This is a genomic window from Roseibium sp. SCP14 (genome assembly GCF_040329475.1).
Taxonomy (GTDB): Bacteria; Pseudomonadota; Alphaproteobacteria; order Rhizobiales; family Stappiaceae; genus Roseibium.
Map to the genome: position 1 here is coordinate 26,751 of NZ_JBDZYH010000004.1, position 19,903 is coordinate 46,653.

At 56.5% G+C, this 19,903-nt stretch carries 17 protein-coding genes and 1 other RNA gene; 12 read left to right on the forward strand and 6 right to left on the reverse strand.

Annotated features, from left to right (window positions below):
• Positions 1 to 30 precede the first annotated feature (30 nt).
• Entirely contained in the window at positions 31 to 705 is a 675-nt protein-coding gene (locus tag ABLQ08_RS17120; protein WP_352944486.1) for a pyridoxamine 5'-phosphate oxidase family protein, read from the reverse strand.
• Positions 706 to 787: 82 nt separating this feature from the next.
• Between ABLQ08_RS17120 and ABLQ08_RS17125 the strand changes: the two genes are divergently transcribed.
• Positions 788 to 2,299 carry a PLP-dependent aminotransferase family protein gene (locus tag ABLQ08_RS17125; RefSeq protein ID WP_352944488.1) on the forward strand — a complete coding sequence of 504 codons (1,512 nt, stop codon included), beginning with the start codon at positions 788 to 790 and terminating at the stop codon, positions 2,297 to 2,299.
• Here the strand turns inward: ABLQ08_RS17125 and ABLQ08_RS17130 are convergent.
• Both ABLQ08_RS17130 and ABLQ08_RS17135 read right to left on the reverse strand, forming a co-directional pair.
• Entirely contained in the window at positions 2,296 to 2,946 is a 651-nt protein-coding gene (locus ABLQ08_RS17130; RefSeq protein ID WP_352944490.1) for a 3-oxoacid CoA-transferase subunit B, read from the reverse strand. The two genes, ABLQ08_RS17125 and ABLQ08_RS17130, sit on opposite strands and share 4 nt — an antisense overlap.
• Entirely contained in the window at positions 2,936 to 3,598 is a 663-nt protein-coding gene (locus tag ABLQ08_RS17135) for a CoA transferase subunit A (RefSeq protein WP_352944492.1), read from the reverse strand. Before ABLQ08_RS17135 ends, ABLQ08_RS17130 begins: the two co-directional genes overlap by 11 nt.
• A gap of 321 nt (positions 3,599 to 3,919) precedes the next feature.
• Here ABLQ08_RS17135 and ABLQ08_RS17140 point away from each other — a divergent pair, with 321 nt between their 5' ends.
• The 3 genes from ABLQ08_RS17140 (at position 3,920) to rnpB (ending at position 5,812) form a co-directional block, all read left to right on the forward strand.
• Positions 3,920 to 4,540, forward strand: a complete 621-nt coding sequence (locus ABLQ08_RS17140; protein ID WP_352944494.1) for a Crp/Fnr family transcriptional regulator — start codon at positions 3,920 to 3,922, stop codon at positions 4,538 to 4,540.
• Positions 4,541 to 4,609: 69 nt separating this feature from the next.
• Complete coding sequence (locus tag ABLQ08_RS17145; protein WP_352944495.1) at positions 4,610 to 5,341, forward strand: SDR family NAD(P)-dependent oxidoreductase; 732 nt, start codon at positions 4,610 to 4,612, stop codon at positions 5,339 to 5,341.
• 74 nt (positions 5,342 to 5,415) lie between these two features.
• An RNA gene (gene rnpB / locus ABLQ08_RS17150) (RNase P RNA component class A) lies at positions 5,416 to 5,812 on the forward strand.
• Positions 5,813 to 5,821: 9 nt separating this feature from the next.
• Here the strand turns inward: rnpB and ABLQ08_RS17155 are convergent.
• Together ABLQ08_RS17155 and ABLQ08_RS17160 are read right to left on the reverse strand one after the other, a co-directional pair.
• Positions 5,822 to 7,309 carry a flavin-containing monooxygenase gene (locus ABLQ08_RS17155; RefSeq protein ID WP_352944497.1) on the reverse strand — a complete coding sequence of 496 codons (1,488 nt, stop codon included), beginning with the start codon at positions 7,307 to 7,309 and terminating at the stop codon, positions 5,822 to 5,824.
• Positions 7,310 to 7,340: 31 nt separating this feature from the next.
• Positions 7,341 to 7,787 (reverse strand): cupin domain-containing protein, encoded by a 447-nt coding sequence (locus ABLQ08_RS17160; protein WP_352944499.1) that lies wholly within the window; start codon positions 7,785 to 7,787, stop codon positions 7,341 to 7,343.
• 174 nt (positions 7,788 to 7,961) lie between these two features.
• On the opposite strand from ABLQ08_RS17160, the gene ABLQ08_RS17165 reads away from it, so the two are divergent.
• Both ABLQ08_RS17165 and ABLQ08_RS17170 read left to right on the forward strand, forming a co-directional pair.
• A complete protein-coding gene (locus ABLQ08_RS17165) occupies positions 7,962 to 8,957 on the forward strand; it encodes an AraC family transcriptional regulator (RefSeq protein ID WP_352944501.1) in 996 nt (331 codons plus the stop codon).
• Positions 8,958 to 9,181: 224 nt separating this feature from the next.
• Entirely contained in the window at positions 9,182 to 12,211 is a 3,030-nt protein-coding gene (locus tag ABLQ08_RS17170) for a hypothetical protein (protein ID WP_352944503.1), read from the forward strand.
• Positions 12,212 to 12,298: 87 nt separating this feature from the next.
• Here the strand turns inward: ABLQ08_RS17170 and ABLQ08_RS17175 are convergent, their stop codons facing one another.
• Entirely contained in the window at positions 12,299 to 12,733 is a 435-nt protein-coding gene (locus ABLQ08_RS17175) for a GNAT family N-acetyltransferase (RefSeq protein WP_352945578.1), read from the reverse strand.
• Between the two features lie 578 nt (positions 12,734 to 13,311).
• Between ABLQ08_RS17175 and ABLQ08_RS17180 the strand changes: the two genes are divergently transcribed.
• The 6 genes from ABLQ08_RS17180 to ABLQ08_RS17205 all read left to right on the forward strand — a co-directional run bounded on the left by ABLQ08_RS17180 (position 13,312) and on the right by ABLQ08_RS17205 (position 19,899).
• Positions 13,312 to 13,779 carry a division/cell wall cluster transcriptional repressor MraZ gene (locus tag ABLQ08_RS17180; protein WP_352944505.1) on the forward strand — a complete coding sequence of 156 codons (468 nt, stop codon included), beginning with the start codon at positions 13,312 to 13,314 and terminating at the stop codon, positions 13,777 to 13,779.
• Entirely contained in the window at positions 13,779 to 14,816 is a 1,038-nt protein-coding gene (gene rsmH, locus ABLQ08_RS17185) for a 16S rRNA (cytosine(1402)-N(4))-methyltransferase RsmH (RefSeq protein ID WP_417714932.1), read from the forward strand. Before ABLQ08_RS17180 ends, rsmH begins: the two co-directional genes overlap by 1 nt.
• 2 nt (positions 14,817 to 14,818) lie before the next feature.
• The gene (ftsL, locus tag ABLQ08_RS17190) at positions 14,819 to 15,175 is read left to right on the forward strand and encodes a cell division protein FtsL (RefSeq protein ID WP_352944509.1); all 357 of its coding nucleotides are present in this window, start codon (positions 14,819 to 14,821) and stop codon (positions 15,173 to 15,175) included.
• A gap of 11 nt (positions 15,176 to 15,186) precedes the next feature.
• Entirely contained in the window at positions 15,187 to 16,899 is a 1,713-nt protein-coding gene (locus ABLQ08_RS17195; RefSeq protein ID WP_352944511.1) for a peptidoglycan D,D-transpeptidase FtsI family protein, read from the forward strand.
• A gap of 103 nt (positions 16,900 to 17,002) precedes the next feature.
• Complete coding sequence (locus ABLQ08_RS17200) at positions 17,003 to 18,472, forward strand: UDP-N-acetylmuramoyl-L-alanyl-D-glutamate--2,6-diaminopimelate ligase (protein WP_352944513.1); 1,470 nt, start codon at positions 17,003 to 17,005, stop codon at positions 18,470 to 18,472.
• A complete protein-coding gene (locus ABLQ08_RS17205) occupies positions 18,469 to 19,899 on the forward strand; it encodes a UDP-N-acetylmuramoylalanyl-D-glutamyl-2,6-diaminopimelate--D-alanyl-D-alanine ligase (RefSeq protein WP_352944515.1) in 1,431 nt (476 codons plus the stop codon). Before ABLQ08_RS17200 ends, ABLQ08_RS17205 begins: the two co-directional genes overlap by 4 nt.
• Positions 19,900 to 19,903: the final 4 nt, after the last annotated feature.

A 19,903-nucleotide genomic window follows, 5' to 3' on the forward strand; every position in this document is an offset into this window, starting at 1 on the left:
GGTTTTTTGTTTCTGAATGACGCCGATCCTTCAGGCAAACTTCTTGCTTGCAGCAGGTACGGATGCCGGCACAGGGGTGTTTTCGGGAACATCGGCTGCCGTAAAAGGTTGCCCCAGTGCGGTGACGACCGGCACCACTCCGGCCCATATCTCTGATCCGAGATCTTCCTCGTCATCCACCGGACCACCTGTTCGCACCTTGGTGCTGGCATGTTCGATCTCAAGCACAAGGACACCGGTTGCCTTGTGTTCTTTCGGCAGCATTTCTCTGCATTCTTCCCACCTTCCTGGCAAAAGGTGATCCGTGATGGCGGCGAGGGCGACAACTTCTTCCTCCGGGTTGGTTACCAATCGCGCCGTACCGTGAACGATCACGCAACGATAGTTCATCGAATGATGAAAAGCCGAACGCGCGACAACTATGCCGTCAACCAGCGTCACGGTCAGGCTGGCGGGGACACCGTCCTTGTTGTTCTTGATGATCCGCGTAGTGCTGGCTCCGTGAATGTAGAGCTTGTTGCCGATACGGGCATAGGCCATCGGGATCACCATGGGGCGGCCTTCATGCACAAAGCCGCAGTGAGCGACCAATCCGGCGTCCAGAATCTCATGAACGAGTGACTGGTCGTAGCTACCGCGGTTCATCTGCCTGATTTTCGCATATTTCGGCAAATCGGCGGCCTGCCGCTTCTCTAGAGAGGACATTTCTGTCTCCTTATTGTTTTGATCTTGTTTCGGGAATATTTGCGCGATAAATTGGATCTGTAAAAGATCCGGTTTTCATAAAATGAAAGAACCAGTTTTTCCTGAGGGCATTCTTTCCCTGAACAGAAGCAGCGGTGTTTCGCTTGCTGAACAGATTTATCGCGGCTTTCGAGAAGCCGTCCGCAAGGGGCTGCTTTCTTCCGGCACCCGCCTGCCCTCAACGCGTCGGTTGGCGGCTATGCTCGGCGTTGGCAGGAACACGGTGAACGCTGCCTATGACCTGCTGCAGGCCGAGGGAATTGTCTCGTTGCGGACCGGTGCGGCGCCCAGGATTACCGAAGGGCTGCCACCCGAGGGAACAATCTCCGAGCGGTTTCAACTACCAGAAGGGCCCAGTCTCTCGTCTCGGGGCATGGCTATGTCCTTCAATCTGCGCGGCGATGGGTGGGCATTTCGTCATGGAGCATTGCAACCAGGTGCACCTGCGCTGGATTGTTTCCCATACGAGAACTGGGCACGTTGCCTGCGCCGGGCAGCACGGTTGGAGAGAAGCCCGGACCTTCAGTACCAGAACTACACCGGTATGCCTTCGTTGAAACGGCAACTGTCACTTCATCTTGCAGCCGAACGGGGTGTTCGGGCAGAACCTGATCAGATCCTTATAACCAGTTCCATGCAGGCCAGCTTGTCTCTTTTGTCACTGGTACTTGCGGACCAGGGTGACGTGGCCTGGCTGGAAGACCCCGGTTACCTCGGGGCAAAGACTGCATTCCACGCGGCAGGTCTGGCGATCCGTCCACTTGTCGTTGACGAACAAGGAGCTAACGCTGCGGCCATGGACCTGTCGGACCATTCGCCCAAGCTGATATATGTGACGCCTTCCCATCAATATCCGCTTGGGGTGCGCATGCCGCTGACGCGGCGACTGGCGCTTCTGGAAACTGCCGGCACCAGCGGGGCAACCATCCTGGAAGATGACTACGACAGTGAGTTTCTCTTTTCCGGGCGTCCGGTAGCCGCCTTGTACGGTCTGGCGGAAGAGGGGAGGGTGATTTACCTCGGAACCTTCTCAAAAAGCCTCATGCCGGGCCTGCGCATCGCTTACTGCGTCGTGCCTTCGAAACTGGTCGACCCGCTGACCCAGTTCATGCGCAATATGGGCTGTGCGGCAAATGTCCAGGCCCAAGCGGCGCTTGCCCAGTTCATGGACAGCGGCAGCTATCAGAAACATCTGAAGCAAATCCGCCAGATCTATGAAGAGCGAGGCACATTGCTTGTCGATACGATGCAGCAGCGGTTGGGGAACCGGGTACAGGTCGACATTCCGACCGGCAACGTGCAAGTGACAACGATATTCAGAGAGGCGGTTGATGATGTTGCTTTGGCAAAACGGATGCAGTTGCACGGGTTTGCCGTGTCTCCACTCAGTAACTGCTATCTTGGAGAAGGTCGCAAATCAGGACTGATCGTGGGATTTGCCGATGCCTCACCGGAGCAGATCGCCCAGGGTGTCGATACTCTGAGCAACCTTTTGAAGGAAACCGGGGGCGTCGCTGCCGGTCCCGCAATACAACCTGTTTCGCGGTCTTGTTAGAGACGCATTCTGGGAACTTCTCCCCGGATGATCAGATTGGCTTCGGTGGCTGAAATGACATCGTCAATCGTGATGTCGGGCCCGATCTCGCGCAACAGCAACCCGTCGTCGACAGGTTCAATTACCGCCATTTCCGTCACGATCAGACTGACCCTGCGCCGTGCTGTAAGTGGCAACTCGCATTCGCGCAGGATTTTTGGTTTGCCTTTGGCAGTATGAACCATTGCCACGACGACGTGCTTGGCGCCCGCAACAAGGTCCATGGCGCCTCCCATTCCGGGAACCATCTTGCCGGGGATCATCCAGTTGGCGAGATAACCGCGTTCATCGACCTGAAGGCCGCCGAGGACGGTCATGTCCAGATGTCCACCCCGGATCAGACCGAAACTCATGGCGCTGTCGATGGAAGCGGCGCCAGGAACAGCCGTAATGAACCCACCGCCTGCATCGGTCAGGTCCGGGTCTTCCATGCCTTCTGGAGGGCGGGCACCCAGGCCAATGACGCCGTTTTCGGCCTGGAAGAAGACATGAACTTCCCTGGGCAGATAATTGGCAACCATGGAGGGCAAGCCGATGCCGAGATTGACCAGGGTATTCGGTTCGATTTCCTGGGCTACACGGCGAGCGATGATTTCCTTAGCTTCCATCGGGCTGTCTCTCCAAAAGATGATCCACCAGGATTCCGGGGGTCTTCACGCTGTCGGGTGAAATGACGCCGATGGGCACGATTGAGTGCGGTTCGGCAATAACGGTCTTTCCGGCAAGTGCCATGACCGGATTGAAATTGTGCGCCGTCAGGGAGTACTCCAGATTGCCGACATAGTCGGCGCGATAGGATGCGATCAGCGCAAAGTCACCGTGAATGGGCGTTTCCAGTAGAAAGTCCCGTCCGTCAACAGTGATCCGCTCCTTACCGTCTTCAATCAGGGTGCCGATACCGGTTGGTGTCAGGATGCCGCCCAAACCGACGCCGGCAGCCCTGATCCGTTCCACCAGCGTTCCCTGAGGCACGAGATCGACTTCGATCTCACCGGAGATCATCTTCTGCTGTGTTTCAGGATTGAGACCGATGTGAGAGGCAACGACTTTCGAGATACAGTCCGCGGAAATCAGTTTGCCGATGCCGCGGCCCGGCATGGCGGTGTCGTTGGCAACGATGGTCAGGTTTCTGGTTCCCTTGGCGACAATGGCATCAATGATGCGTTGCGGTGTTCCCACCCCCATGAAACCGCCAATGAGAAGTGTTGCACCGTCGGGAATAAGCTCCGCAGCTTCTTCCGCCTTGATCGCCTGTTTCATGAGCGCCTCCCCCGAATCTCATGCTTAGAGGTTGACGATAATGCGTTATCGGCTTCAAGGAAAATGAAGTTCGTGCGATGCGGTGGTTGCCAGCAAAGGTGGAACGCCATCGGGGACCACGGATGGGGGACACCTGTCACGAATGTGGGTGATTGTCGGCGGAGTGTTGCTCCGACATGAGCCGCACTTGGCTTGTGAACCCGAACCAGGACTGTGATCGATCAATCCCTTGTCGGTATCCCCTTGGGCCGGATAGGTTCGCAAAGGTCGACAGAGAATTTTGTCCGGCAGAGGAACCTTCAACTATGCTGCGAGGCAGATGTGATCGACTGTGACCTTGAGGAAAAAAGCCAGATTGTACGGGCGTTCTGCGATCGTCTTCAGCTGCTGAGTGGCAGCCAGGAGCTGGATATGCAGCCTATTTTCGGCCAGGCTCGGGTGAAGCGGGTTGAACCGGGAGAAATCCTGTTTGCGGCAGGAGACCGGCTGGAGGATCTTTACTTCATCATTTCCGGTTTGGTGCGCTATTTCTACGTGACCCCGGATGGTCGGGAGTTCAACAAGAACTTCGTCACGAAAGGTAGCGTCGTGACCTGTCTCTCCTCCTTTCTCCAATCCGAACCATCGCCCTTCTTTACCGAAAGCCTGGAAGAAACGTTGCTTGTCTGTCTGCCGATGGACCTGGTTCGAAGTTTGAGGGCAGACGATTTCCGATGGGAGCGGATCATCAACGGCTTCATCGTCAGACTGGCACTGCAGAAGGAACAGCGGGAAGCGTCTTTCTTGCTGGACGACGCGACCAAACGCTACGAAGCGTTTCTGAAGGACTTTGCCAGCGTATCTCCGCGACTGCCACAGTACCACATCGCCTCCTATCTCGGCATCACGCCGGTGGCGCTTTCCAGAATTCGTGGCAGACGCGCCGCGCGGAACACTTCTTAACCCGGGTTAATGCGATCCTCCGCTCCAGTCCTGATGATGACACCAAATTCAGTTTTGGAGACACTTGGGATGCCGGAAAAGAAGACAGTTGTTCTGACAGGCGGTGCGATCGGTCTTGGACGGGAGCTCACCCGGCTGTTCAGCGAGCAGGGGTATCGACTCATTATCTGCGGGCGAACACAAAGCGCACTGGATGAAGTTCAGGAATGTCATCGGGATGTAATCACGGTCTGTGCCGATCTTGCATCACCGGAGGGACGGCGGTGCTTTCTGGCTGCTGTTCACGAACTTGAGCAACCGGTGGATCTACTTGTTCACAACGCAGCTCTTCAGTTCGCTTACGATTTTGCCAATAACTGCACGCCGATTGAGCGTATTGAGACGGAGCTGCTGGTCAACCTGCTGGCGCCGATCGAACTGACCATTGAGCTCTTGCCATTGCTCAAGCAGGCCGCCGAGGCCCGTGTAGTTGTGATCTCATCAGCGCTTGCACGGGTCCCGAAGAAATCGGCTCCGGTCTATTGTGCTTCCAAGGCAGGTCTTTCAAATTTTGCCAGAGCACTTCGATATCAGCTGGAAGGCACGGCAGTCGGGGTGACGGAAGTTGTTCCCGATCTGATCGTGACGCGCATGGCCGCGGGCAAAGGAGACAAGGCGTTGTCGGCTTTCGAGGCAGCTCAGAAAATCATTACCGGTCTCGCAAGGCGTCAGGATGAGATCCGGTTGGGGCGAGTTCCTTTTCTTTTTGCTTTGCACCGGGTTGTGCCTGATCTGGCCTACCGAATTCTGAAAGCGGCATAAGATCCCATGGAAACAGGAGCTTGAAGGCTGCAGTTGCTTGACCTAAAGAGCAAAGCCTCTTAAGTCCGCTAGCGCCAGTCGGCCGGACAGCCGCTGCCGCAAGTGCCGAAAGGCCGCGGGGGAGGAAAGTCCGGGCTCCTTGGAAACACGGTGCCGGGTAACACCCGGCGAGGGCGACCTTAGGGAAAGTGCCACAGAAAGCAAACCGCCCCAGCTTGCTGGGGTAAGGGTGAAAGGGTGGGGTAAAAGCCCACCGCGCTACTGGTAACAGCAGCGGCACGGTAAACCCCACCGGGAGCAAGACCGAATAGGGACAGCGCGGGCAAGGAGCAATCCTGGCCCAGGCCGGTTTCCGGGCCAGCTGTCCGGGTTGGTTGCGAGAGGCGTCTGGCAACAGACGCCCCAGATGAATGGCTGTCACGTCCGCGCGAGCGGGCCATACAGAACCCGGCTTACAGGCCGACTGGCTTTTTCTTTCCCTTATCCCGCCGCGTATTGGGGAGTGCTCGCGAGGAATTCTCCAAATGCATCTGCGTTGGGATAGGAGAACTGTTCAGCCAGTGGGTTCGACCGCTTGTTTCTGGTCGCCCCCATATCGGTGAGCAGTTCGTCGAAGTGCCGGAAATGGAACGGGGCTGAACACAGTCCACCATAGACCTTGGCCGCCGGACGTTCCTTTCTGCGCCATTCCAGCATCGTGTCGATGTTCTCGCGCATCTCTTTGACGCTCGGTTGATTGGCCAATTGTCCGTCTGCGTAGCGAACCAGCCAGTTGGCGATCATTTCGGCCGACAAGATCGTGCAGAAGCTGGAGTTGAAGCCGACAAATCCCATATCCGGGAGATCCGGGTTCACTGCCAGGCGATAGACACGATATTGGCCATCGGATTCGATCAACTTTTCCAGGTACTCTTTCGCCAGATAAGGCACGCCGAGTTTCCAGCCGACCGCCAGAATGGAAAGATCACACGGGATGCGATCTCCCGTCGTCAGCACTGCGTGGCCGTCTTCATAATGATCGATCGTTCCTCTGATCGGTTTGATAGAGCCGCCTTCAAACCCTTCGAAAAGCCCGGGCGTCACGATCGGTAACGAACAGGAAGCATCCTTTTCGATTGGAACATCAGGCACCATGTCCCACTTTTTCAACTTGAGCTGAAACTTGAGCAACGCCTCAAGACCGCGAAAATTGGCCCAGATCAATGGCTTGAAGACAGTTTGTGCAATTTTCGCCAGAGGCGATGGATTCCAGCCGTTGAACTGCTGCTCCTGCGCGCGCATGTAGAGTAGACGTTTGAAGTTGATGCCACCGACAAAGTAAGGCACGCGCCAGACCGGCTCCCGGTAGACAAGCGTTACGGATCTGGCGCCGTTCTTCGCCGCATTGACGACGATATCCGTTGCCGATTTTGAACCACCCAGGACAACGATATTCTTGCCCTTCGCAGTCGCACTGTCGGTGTATTCGGAACTGTGCATGACCGCACCGCCGGCGGCTTCAAACTCATCCTGGCCGGGATGAGAGATGATGTTCTTGTCCGAAAACTGACCCGTACAGATCGCGACAAAGTCAAAATCCTGGGTCCAGCTTTTCCCGGCTGCTTCGAGTGTCAGCGTCCAGCCTGGATTACCATCCTGCCTGCGGTCCATCGAGACCACATTTGTGTTCAACTGAAACAGCCGCGCCAGTTTGTGTTTGGCGGCATAAGAATGAAGGTAGGCATGAACCTGAGGCCCCTTCGGCCATTCCGGATAGTCGTCCGGCATGGGCAAGTCCGTGTATCTGTAAAGATCCTTTGGCGATTGGGTCTGCACATCCGGATAGGATCGGGAAAGCTCCCAGACGCCGCCGAAATCGTGGCTTCTTTCAAAGCCGAAGACACGATGGCCACGTTCGTCAAAAGCTTTCGCCGCCGCAAGACCGCTCACGCCGCCGCCGATTACGGCGACAGTCTTCCGTTTCGTCATAGTCTTGTTTCCTCGTTGATGAACCGCTCGATCAGGCCTGATCGGGAGGAGGGAGGAAATCGACTTCATGGAGTGCGGACAGTCTGACCAGTTCTTCTGGATCGGTCACGCCGTCAAGCGCGCCGAAGAGGTCGAACAGCTTGCGCGCGGGAGCAACTCCGAAGACACAGGTCGCAGTCTTTCCGGAACGATTGAAAATGCCGTGTGCTTCGCCCATCGGCATACGGACTGTGTCGCCCGCCTTTGCTTTGTGGACCTGACCTCCCATTTCCACTTCGAGTTCTCCTTCCAGCATGACGATCCACTCGTCCTGTGTCGGGTGAATGTGTGGCGGCACAAACGTTTCAGCCGGGACGACTGCATGCCAGATGAAGGCGTTGGTGCTATGGACCTTGGGTGTGTAGGTATGACCGACAACATTCCAGCTGACGTTGTCGAGACCTGCCTGTGCCGTGGTTATGCCGGCTCCGTTTTGCATTGGTTTCCCCTCCTCATGGATCGCGTTGACTGCGTTTATGAGAAAAAAGGCTAAGCCGGTCAGGACGAATTGTTTTATCCAGAAAGCGAAATTTATTGGCCGGGTGCAGTAAAATGACGCAATCCGGGGCCACTGCGGCTTGATTGCGTTTTAATTGGACGGCATCCTTCCAGAATGGTGGTTCAGGCAGCAAGCAGATCTCCGCTCAATCAGTTCAGTCGCTTCGAAACGGCCGATGTTGACGAAGCGAGGGAGATCGTTGCGCGGCATTTCTGTAGCCACCGACTGGAGCGCATGTCCTCAAGTGACCGGTTTGATGCGCGCCAGAACAGGGTCGATGGTTGCCGTGTTTCGCTCAACTACATCCGATACGGTGCCGATGTAACGATTGAACCGGGAGAACTTTCCGAATTTTTCCTGATCCAGATTCCGATTGCCGGCTCCGCTCGGATCGAGAACGGCTGTCAGTCGGTTTTCTCGACGCCGAAGATGGGCGCGATCCTTAATCCGGACCGTCACACCTCCATGCGCTGGCATGCGGGCTGTGAACAAATGCTGTTGCAGATCGAACAGTCCTACATGCAGGAGATTGCCACCAGAATGGCTGGTCGGTCGGTTGGAAAGGTTCGGTTCAGACCGGATTTCAATCTGGAAAAGTCCGAGGGTGAAGGCTGGACTCAGGCGCTGAGAGGCGTCTTCCGTGCGGCTGAAGAGGGCAACTCATTCAGGACCTTGGATCAGCGACAGCAGTATCTTGAAGAAGGGCTGGTCATGTCGCTGCTCAACAGTCAGCCGAACACGATCTCGCCCCTTCTTGAGCGCGGTGACAGCGGAGCTGCTCCGGCGATACTGAAGCGCGCCTTGTCGCTCATGCATGAGCGGCTTGATGAGGACATCAGCCTCCTGGAGATTTGCGGGCATGCGGGTACAACACCCCGCAATCTTCAGATAATCTTCAAAAAGGAACTCGGTTGCAGTCCAATCCAGTATCTTCAAAGAGCCAGAATGAAGTTTGCCAGGCACCTGCTGCTCTCTGACAACGGCAATCATTCAATTGCGGAAATAGCAGACAGATCCGGGCACCGCCACTTCGGCAGGTTCTCTGTTGCCTACAAAAAGCAGTTTGGCGAAACGCCGAGGGAGACGAAGCAAGGCCGCACTTTCGGTTGAAGTTCGAGTGACACCTTGTCATTTTTAACAAATATTTTCACTCGATACGGGAATAAATCTATATTTCGTGTGTTTTGTAAGAGTACTTTGCATTCCAAGTATAAATTTGGTCAAATTGTGTTTCTTGCCACAATATGGTCTCTAATATTTAATTTTACGTCCAATTTTCAGTCGCTGTTCCTTTCTAATCTTGAGTGATTCTGTTCAAGATAGGTGGGATAACCATGACGGGAACGTTTGAAGACTTTTTAGGGGCACTTCTGGCTTTCGAATCGGGTTGGGACCGGGAGCGTTATGATGCGGGTATTATTCAGGACTGGCAGCTGGACCAATGGGCAGGTGGTCCGGTCGAAGACCATTTTCCGAGTTACGCCAGCTGGTCGGAGTTGAGCGACTCCGAATGGGAAGCCATGGCCTATCGGTCAATGAATTCTCTTGGCTTCGTCGGGTATCAGTTCGGTGAAGCTCTCCTCATTGACCTGGGTTACTACGACGATGATGTCTTTTACGGAAATGGGGCATCTACAAATACCTGGGACGGAACGTGGACCGGCAAAAACGGCGTGAATTCACTGGAAGAGTTCATGACCAAGGAAGCCCAGACCGTCGCGATCCAGGAGGCGTTCGGATACAATCTTCAGGTGCTGGAAACCCAGCTTGCCGGCAGCGGGAAGTCGCTCAGCGACTTTATTGGCCAGGAAGCAAGTTATGTTCAAAACGGCCAGACGGTCACGGTTGAGCTGACGCTGACCGGAATCCTTGCAGCAGCCCATTTGCGCGGTGCATGGGGCACGGCTTCTCTGCTTCAGAGCGGAGCTGTCAGCACGGACGAATACGGTACATCGATTCTTCAGTATATCGATCAGTTTGGAGGTTATGAGTCTCCATCGAGCGCGGACATGATCAGCTATTTCGAGGATCGACTGACAGGGGATGAGGGACTGGGGACGCCCGGTGGAGATACTCCTGATCCGGGTGGCTCGCCTGGAGGCGATGACGGCAACGGCACTGCAGATGTCGATGAAACAACCGCGGATGTTGTGATCACCTGGGCCTGGGGCGAAGATGATGTCGTCGACGGTTTTGATCCGGAAGCGGACACGATATTCATTGATTGGATTGGAGCAGCCGATCTTGACGTAACCCAAACAGCGGCGGGTGTGGTGTTCGCGGTTCCCTCCAACAGTCAGACAACGACGTTGGCCGGCGTTCAGCTCGCTGATCTCGGCAAAGCGAATTTCACCATCCTGGATGCGGGGGCAGCTGAAGAGATTTTTGCGCTGATCGGTGACGGTTCGACAGTGCCCGACGAGCCCGGCACTCCGGATGAACCCGATACTCCAGATGAGCCTGACACGCCAGGCGACCCCGATACTCCGGACGAACCGGATACGCCCGATGAGCCGGATACACCCGACGTTCCGGACACTCCGGTGCCGCAGCCCAGTCCTGACAGTTGGAACGGGACTGCGGGGGTTACGGCTGCAACGGCAACAGTCGTGATCACCTGGGCCTGGGGCACAAACCGTACCTTCGCCGACTTCGACCCGCAAAACGACACGATCTTCGTCGACTGGTTCGGGCCGGAAGCGATCGATGTTTCCGAAGTGGACGGATCTGTCGTCTTTTCCATGGCATCGAACAACCAGACCGTCACTTTGCAAGGTGTTTCCCTGGACGATCTCTCACCTGCCAACTTCACGATCATGAATGCCGACACCGGTCAGGAAATTCTGTCTCAGGTCGGTTCTGCCGATGAGGGTGGAACCGACCCGGTTGAGCCGGAGGATCCGGGAACACCGGTCGGGTCGCAAATGATCATGATCTCTCCGGACAGTCCGTCCCGTGTGGTCGACAATTTCAACCCGGCAACGGATATGGTGCATTTGGAAAGCGGCGTGACCGCAGACAGTCTGGATGTTGTCGACACATCAGCGGGATTGACCATCTCCGTGACGACGCCTTCCGGGGAACTGGTCAGCGAGACTGTGTTGACCGGAGTTTCCCTAAGCGATCTCACGATGAACAATTTCATGGTCGCCGAAGACAGCGCCTTGAACGAGGTTGCCGGTCTTCTCGGGCAAACCGTCGTGACACCGGGGACGGGCGGTTTTGATATCGTCTACGACACGGACGGGTCCAACCCGCCTGTGCCTGCAGGTGCAAGTGACCGGGGCGGGGTGGTCTGGTCAGCAGATTACGGCACCGATGACATTGTCGGTTTCAATCCCGCAACTGATGAAATCGACTTCGGCAATGCATCCGTTCATGGCCTCATTCTGACGATGACACCTGATGGAGAACCAGTCATCGACAATCCCTGGGGTCCCGACATGCTGATCCTGCAAGGCGTGGAAGTGTCGGAACTGTCGATCGAGAATTTCGGCGTCGTCGGCAATGAGCATCTGCGGCAGGATCTCGGCGGTATTCTCTCGTGGGAGACCGGGATCGGACCGCGGGATGCCGATACTGTCTACATTCGTTCGCATGAATACGGCCAAAGCCAGGTCATCGACGATTTTGATCCGGCAACGCAAAAGATCAGTTTCCTCTATTTCGGTACTCGAGAGCGACTGAATGTCGAGGATACTTCGGAAGGGTTGGTGATCAGCTCCCTGCCAAGCGGACAGAGTTTCACGTTCACCGGCATCAGCAAGTCGGATCTTGTGCCAGGCAACCTGGAATTCCACCACGACCAGGTCATGGAGGACAATCTGGAAGTCCCCTTTGGTGTCGATCAGGAAGACGTATCGCTTGTATCAAGGGCGGGGCTTCTGACGCCTGAGGCGCCAGCAGGTGAAACGACCGACGGATATCAGGTTCGCGACGGCATCGGCGTGCTTCCGGATACCGATCCGGATGAGCCGGTCACTCCTGAAGATCCGGGCACGCCGGATAAACCCGGGATACCGTTGGATGGTTCCGAGGACATCATTTTGCAATCCGGGCCGGACACAGTGGAGGTCAAATGGGACTGGGGCCGAATGTTCGCCATTCAGAACTTCGACCCGTCGGAAGATATTCTGGATTTCGGCAGTCTTTCCGTCTCCGACGTTCTCATCGAGGAGGTCGGTGCCGATCTTCTGATTACCGTGCAGAACAATGGCGGACATGGCTATCTTTTTGAAAATCTGCAGGCGGAAGATCTGTCGATTTCCAATCTGATGGCCGCTGACTGGAACACCGTTATCATGGATAACGGGGGCATTGCCGAGCAGTTGCAGGCTCTGGGGAATGCCGATCTGCTCCTTTAATCTCGGCTTTAGGTGCATCTTAAATGACAAGGCGTCGCGTAACTGCGCGGCGCCTTGGTGCGTGTGGCGTCCTTTTCGATCCAGGTCCTAACAATTAAAGCTCAAGAAGGTCATGTCGTGGCCCTGGTAGTCCGCCGTCCGGCTACTGAACTCGTTTCCGGTCAGCTTCGATACGGTTTTTTTCCAGAAAGATTGGGCTGGTAGATTTCGCGGAAGTACGCGAACCTGCCACTGTCCGGGATGTTTTTGCAGGCACAACTCGAAAGCTCTTTGCCCGACGCCCTTGCGGGTGTGCTTCCTGAGAACAAAGAACTGACCCATGTCCAGCACGGTCTTGTCGTACGGGTGCTGCCTGACGAGAGCAAAGCCCGCCAGGTCATTTTCATGGACGATGAAATAGGGGAAGTGCTGAGCTTCGTGGAAATACGCGTCTATGATCTTCTGATCAAACTCGTATTTGCCTTCGCCCGAAACTCCCAATTGCGTAAACTCGGACATGTCATGCATGTAGAGCTGAAACATGTTTGTCACGCAGGATCTGTCAACTGAACTTATTGGTTTCAAGGCTACGGACATCGCTGATTATTCCTTCGGTCATCACCCGGATGGTATGGGTGAATAACGGGGTTTTTGCATCTTCTAGTGCACGTGCATTTGCACGTGACAGGTTCTTCCGCTTCGACGCAGCGCAAATCGTTTCAACATCATTCGTTCTCCACAAGTCTTTCAAACTAGGCAATTTTTGCCGGTTTAGGTGCTGCGGAAATCCAAAACCTCGGTAATCCTGCGAATCCGATTCTCCTTTTCTGTCAAGGCTTCATTAAGCATGATTCAAATAAGGTGGTTCGACGGGGTCGTGTGCGATCAAATCGAGCCGGAATCCATGTGGTTCCATTGACCGCCCATGATTTCCCATGGTATCCCATATGAACCCAGGAAGGGGAGTGCGGGCCCATTTTCAGTAGGGCTTAGGACATCGCTTTAACGGCTCGGAAAGAGTCAATTTCGCATTTTGCATGTCCTTGGCAGGTAGCTGGCCGTTTCTTCTCAAGGGTGATTTAGGGGATTTCAGCGGGGTAGGACCCGCTTCGAGGGGATTTATGTCCGGCTTTGTTTCTCACTTTACCAACCGGCTGGACGCCAAGGGTCGCGTGTCGATCCCGGCGCCTTTCCGAGCGGTATTGGCGAGAGACGGATTTGAAGGCCTCTATTGCATCACCTCATCCCACTGCGAAGCGGTCGATGCTGGCGGCAACGAGTTGCTTGCTGAAATCAACAAGCGCTCCGAGGCCTTTTCCAAACTGTCGCCGGATCACGATGCCCTGGCGATCGCCTTGTTCGGCGCAAGTGAGAACCCGAAAATCGACGGCGATGGCCGGATGGTCATTTCCGATATGATCCGTGACCACACCGGTATCACCGACCAGGTCACCTTCGTCGGCATGAACTACAAGTTCCAGATCTGGGAGCCGGAAAAGTTCCGCGAGTACCGCGCAGAGGCCCAAAGGCGCGCGCTCGCGATGCTGTCGGGGCAAGTCCCCGTACCTTCACAAGGAGAGCTGGCATGATGGCGCATAGCGACAGAGATGCTGCTTCTGACGCTGGCGGACCTGAGCGTCATGTGCCGGTTCTCCTTAATGAGGTCCTGGAATGGCTCGATCCGCAGAAGGGGGAGGTGATCATTGACGGTACCTTCGGTGCCGGTGGTTACTCCCGCGCGATCCTGGAACGCGGTGCGAAGGTTGTCGGCATAGACCGGGATCCCGATGCGATTGCAGGTGGTCAGGAACTGGTGAAGCAGGCGGCAGGGCAGTTGATACTGGTGCCGGGCCAGTTTGCCGGATTGGAAACCCATGCAAGGGAGCAAGGCTTCGAGGGTGTCGATGGTGTCGTGCTCGATCTCGGCGTTTCCTCAATGCAGCTCGATGAGGCTGATCGCGGGTTCTCGTTCCTGCGCGATGGCCCGCTGGACATGCGCATGGAACAGGCGGGGCCTTCTGCTGCCGATGTCGTAAACGAGCTGCCCGTCAAAGATCTGATCCGCATCATCGGTCTGCTCGGCGAAGAGAAGCGAGCGACAACGGTTGCGCACGCAATCGACAAGGCGCGGAAGGAAAAGCCCTTCAGTCGTACACTGGAACTGGCAAATCTGATCGAGAAGGTGCTTGGCCGTTCGCCCAAGAAAGCGCAGATCCATCCGGCAACGCGAACATTCCAGGCTCTCAGGATCTACGTAAACGGTGAACTTCACCAGGCGGCCGAAGCGCTGGGCGCGGCGGAGCGGATTTTGAGGCCGGGCGGCCGGCTTGTGCTGGTGAGTTTTCATTCCCTGGAAGACCGGATCGTGAAGCGGTTCTTTCAGGACCGGACGCGGACCCGGGGCGGCGGGTCCAGGCACATGCCGGAGGAGGAAGTGCCGCCTGCGACATTTGAATTGCTGACGCGCAAGGCAGTTGAGGCGGCTGCCGAAGAGACGGATCAAAATCCGCGTGCCCGTTCGGCAAAGCTCAGGGCGGGGCGGCGCACTGAGGCACCGTCGCGAGAACTGGACGTTCATGCCGCAGGTGTACCGCGCCTGGCGGAATTTCATGGGTTAGGGGGCTGACGATGGTTCGAACGCTGAACATCCTGTTCATACTGGCGGTCGTGATCGGTGCAGCGACCGTCTACGACATGAAGCTGGCGGCAACGAAGTCGGCTGAAAAGGTAGCCGAACTCAAACGTCAGATCGACGAAGAGCGGAACACGATCCGGCATTTGAAGGCTGAATGGAGTCTTCTGAACAAGCCTGACCGGCTGCAGGCTCTGGTCGAACGCTACAATGAATATCTTCAACTGGACTCGCTGGATGTGAAGCAGATCGTGACCCCGGAAGACCTTCCGGCTCGTCCGGTCATGCTGGAACCTATTGGCGGCTCCAACCAGATGGGCGGTTATGCCGGCTCATCGGCAGTGATCCGGTGAGGGGCTGAACGATGACGATGGTAAGCGAACCGGCAAGCTTTCTTCAGGTGAGACGTGCGCACCCAAGGGCAGCGCGAGGATCCGTTTCATCGAGTGCGGTCAAGTCCCGTGTTTATGTGGCGATGCTTGCGTTCGCATGTGTCTATGTTGCGATCGCCGGTCGTCTCGTGCTGCTGGCTCAGATGGAAGAGGCGCCATCCCGTGCCTGGATCTCTGCTCAGGATTCCATTTCAGCTTCCCGGCCGGACCTGATAGACCGCAACGGCGAGATCCTGGCGACGGATATCAAGACCGCATCCCTTTATGCCGAACCGCGTCGCATTATCGACGTGGATGAAGCAGTCGAAGGGTTGACCCGGGTTCTGCCGGAGCTGGACGAGAAACTGGTACGCCGCCGACTTGAGAGCGGGACCGGGTTCGTTTGGCTGAAACGGGAAATGACACCTCAAAAGGCTGCTGAGGTCCATAATCTCGGCCTTCCGGGCGTCGGGTTTCTGTCCGAAAATCAGCGTTTCTACCCTGGTGGTCCGACGGCAGGGCACATTGTCGGCTCAGTGAATGTCGACAATCAGGGCCTCGCCGGGATCGAAAAATACATCGACAACGAATGGCTTGCTGATCTTCAGTCGCTTGGCTTCGCGTCTGACCGCACAATGGAGCCTGTCAGGCTCTCGGTTGATTTGCGCGTTCAGCATGTCGTGCGCGATGAACTGGTCAAGGCAATGGAACGCTACCGTGCAATTGCTGCGGCCGGCATCGTGCTCGATGCCAAGACTGGTGAAGTGGTCGCCATGTCTTCCTTGCCTGACTATGACCCCAACGACCGTTCGCAGGCCCTTCAGAAAGATCGCCTGAACCGTGCCACTGGCGGGGTCTTTGAAATGGGTTCGGTCTTCAAGGCATTCACGACAGCCATGGCGCTTGATTCCGGAACGGTTTCGATCAACGACAGTTTCGACGCAACACGACCGATCCGTGCCGCCGGCCGTACAATTTCGGATTTCCACGGGAAAAACCGCATCCTGTCCGTGCCGGAAATCTTCATCTATTCGTCCAATATCGGCACCGCTAAGATGATGCTGGCAACGGGTGTCGCCCGCCAGAAAGAATTCCTGGAAAGGTTGCACCTGACCAAGAGGTTGAAGACCGAGCTGCCTGAAAACGCAGCGCCGCTTCTGCCGAGGAAGTGGAGTGATCTTGCGGCTATGACGATTTCCTTCGGCCACGGCCTTTCCGTCACGCCAATGCAAACAGCCGTTGCGGCGGCCGCAGTCGTCAATGGCGGTACCCTGCTTCCGCCCACCTTCCTGCCGCGTAGTCCGGAAGATGTCCAAGCCCTTGGCAAACAGGTTATTTCTCCTGAAGTCAGTCGGATGATGCGCTACCTGTTCCGCCTCAATGTGCTTTCCGGTTCCGGACGCCGGTCTGATGTTCCAGGTTATACGGTTGGCGGAAAAACCGGGACAGCGGAAAAGATCGAGAACGGGCGTTACGTCAACAACAAACGCCGGAATTCGTTCCTGTCGGCCTTCCCGATGGACGATCCGCGTTACGTGGTTCTGGTTGTCATCGATGAGCCGAAGCCGGAGCGCGAAGGCATTGGCGCGACCGCCGGTCTCAACGCAGCGCCGACCGCCGGTGCGATCATCCGCCGCTCCGCTCCCATGCTCGGTGTGATGCCACGCTTCGGCAAAGGGGATGAACCGATCGAGATTTCCTATTAAGGAGACAAACAGGAAGCTTTGAAGATCGGCGGGGTCGCAGCCGAAATCCGATTTTCAACCACAGCTTCAAGAAGACGACGCACAAACCGAAAGATCAGGTGAGATGGATCTTGAATACTTGGCCGCCGGCTTGAACCTGCCGGAAACGGCAAAGGGGCTGACGATAACCGGGTTGACGGCGGATAGCCGGAACGCACAGCCCGGCTCTCTGTTTGCAGCCTTCAAAGGTTCCACGGTAGATGGAACACAGTTTGCCCCGAACGCAGTTGCGGCCGGGGCTGTTGCTATTGTGTGCGCAAGCGATGCCGCTGATGCCATTCGGTCGAATGTTGGCAAGGATGTAGCGGTTATCGGTGTTGCCGAGCCTCGTCAGATCTTTGCCCGGATGGCAGCGCGCTTCTGCGGTGCCCAGCCAGACACGATTGTCGCCGTGACGGGCACGGCCGGGAAGACCTCTGTTGCCCATTTTGTTCGTCAGATCTTTCAAGCTGCAGGCCACCCGGCTGCAAGCCTGGGAACGCTCGGGACGATCAAGCCCGGCGGGGAAAGTTACGGCGGTCTTACAACGCCCGATCCGGTGGCCCTGCACAAGGAGCTTGCCGAGCTCCGGTCCGAAAACATCAATCACGCTGCCATGGAAGCCTCGTCCCACGGGTTGGACCAGCATCGCCTTGATGGTGTGCAATTGACAGCTGCGGCCTTTACCAATTTGGGCCGAGATCACATGGACTATCATCCGACAATCGAGGACTACCTGAAAGCGAAGCTTCGTCTCTTCGACGAGTTGCTGCCGGAGGGCGGTACGGTTGTTGTCGATCCGGACGAGAAATATGCGGACCGGGTGATCGAAGTTGCCGAAAGGCGCGGCCAACGGATCTTCACTGTCGGCGTGTCGGGAAAAGACCTCAGGCTGACTGGTCTGAAGCCGTCCGGTGCCGGACAGGACCTGACGCTTGAAACGGAACGCGGACAATACAAGGTGACACTGCCGCTTATCGGTCGCTTTCAGGTTTCCAATGCTCTGATAGCAGCCGGCCTTGCCATCGCGGCCGGCATTGATACCGGCGCGGTCTTGCGGTCACTGGAAAATCTCAAAGGAGCCCCCGGACGTTTGGAGCTCGCAGGCAGGACCAGTGATGGCGGTCTTGTCTTTGTCGATTATGCCCACAAACCCGATGCCCTGGACAATGCCCTGGCGGCGCTGAAGCCGTTTGCAGAAGGGAAGTTGTCCGTTGTCGTTGGTGCCGGGGGCGACAGAGACCCTGGAAAACGCGAGTTGATGGGCGAAGCTGCTGCGCGTCATGCGGACCTTGTGATCGTCACAGACGACAATCCACGCTCGGAAAACCCGGCTTCGATCCGCAAGTCAGTCTTGAAGGGAGCGCCGGGTGCATTGGAAATCGGTGACAGGTATGAAGCGATTGCGGAGGGGGTTCGCCGTCTCCAGGCGGGTGATATCCTGTGCGTTGCCGGAAAAGGCCACGAAACGGGCCAGATTGTTGGCGACACAGTGATTCCCTTTTCTGACCACGAAGCCGTCACGCGCGCCATCAGCCTCGAAGGAAACACATGAGCGAACCTCTTTGGACATTAGACGCTTTTGTTGAAGCTGCGGGCGGCAGCAAATGGGGTGATGTCAGTGAGGACATTACCGGAATTTCCATCGACAGCCGGACACTCGCGCCCGGAGATGCTTTCATTGCGATCAAGGGAGACCATCTGGATGGCCACGACTATGTGGCGGCGGCTCTGGAGGCCGGAGCCTCGGTAGCCCTTGTTGACGAAGGAAGGCTTTCCGAACTTCCCGAGGACGGCAAATACGTCCTGGTTGAGGATCCGCTGGACGCGATGCGCAAGCTTGGAATAGCAGCCCGCGCGCGAAGCAGTGCCAGGATCGTGGCAGTCACCGGTTCTGTTGGAAAGACCGGAACCAAGGAAGCTCTGAGATTGACGCTCGGCGAATCGGGCAAGGTCCACGCCTCCGTAGCCTCCTTCAACAATCATTGGGGCGTGCCCCTTACTCTCGCGCGCATGCCGTCGGACACCGATTTCGGTGTCTTCGAGATCGGCATGAACCACGCGGGCGAAATCACTCCCTTGGTCAAGATGGTTCGACCTCATGTCGCCATCATCACAACGGTGCAGCCAGTGCATCTGGAGTTCTTTGACAGTGTCGAAAAGATTGCCCAGGCCAAGGCAGAGATTTTCGACGGACTTGAGCCTGGCGGGATCGCTATCCTCAACAAGGACAATCGCCAGTTCGATCTGCTCAAGTTTCTCGCGGTTACCGCTGGTGTTCCCAGCATTCATACATTCGGCGAAGACCCAACGGCTGACAGCCATCTGGAAAAGGTGGTGAGCTTTCCGTCAGGCTCCAGTGTTGATGCGACCATCCTGGGTCAGGAAATCACCTACAAGATCGGGGCACCTGGAAAGCATCACGTGAAAAACAGCCTCGCTGTCCTGACCGCCGTTTGCGATCTTGGAGCGGATCTCGCAAAGGCAGGACTTGTTCTCGATACAATGCACGCGCCCAAGGGTCGCGGTCAGGTGACACGCCTGTCTGTGAATGAAGGCGAGTTCTACGTGATTGACGAAAGCTACAACGCCAATCCCGCATCGATGCGGGCAGCGCTTGCCGTTCTTGCCGAAGCGCCTGTTGTCCGCCCGGGGCGCCGCGTTGCGGTGATCGGCGACATGAGGGAGCTGGGATCGGAAGCAAACCGCCTTCATGCGGATCTGCTTCAGCCGATTGTTGACGCCGGTACGGACGCGGTTTATTGCGCCGGACCGCACATGCATTCGCTTTGGGAGCTGCTGCCGCACGAGCTTCGTGCCCACTACGGCGAAGAGGCGCAGGATCTGGAAGAGGCGATTCTGCGGGATGTCAGGCCGGGCGATGTCGTAATGATCAAGGGTTCGCTTGGAACCCGAATGGGGCCGCTTGTTGAAGCACTGAAGAAGGAATATCCGCCTGCGGACGATGCCGCGGTGGCATAAGGGA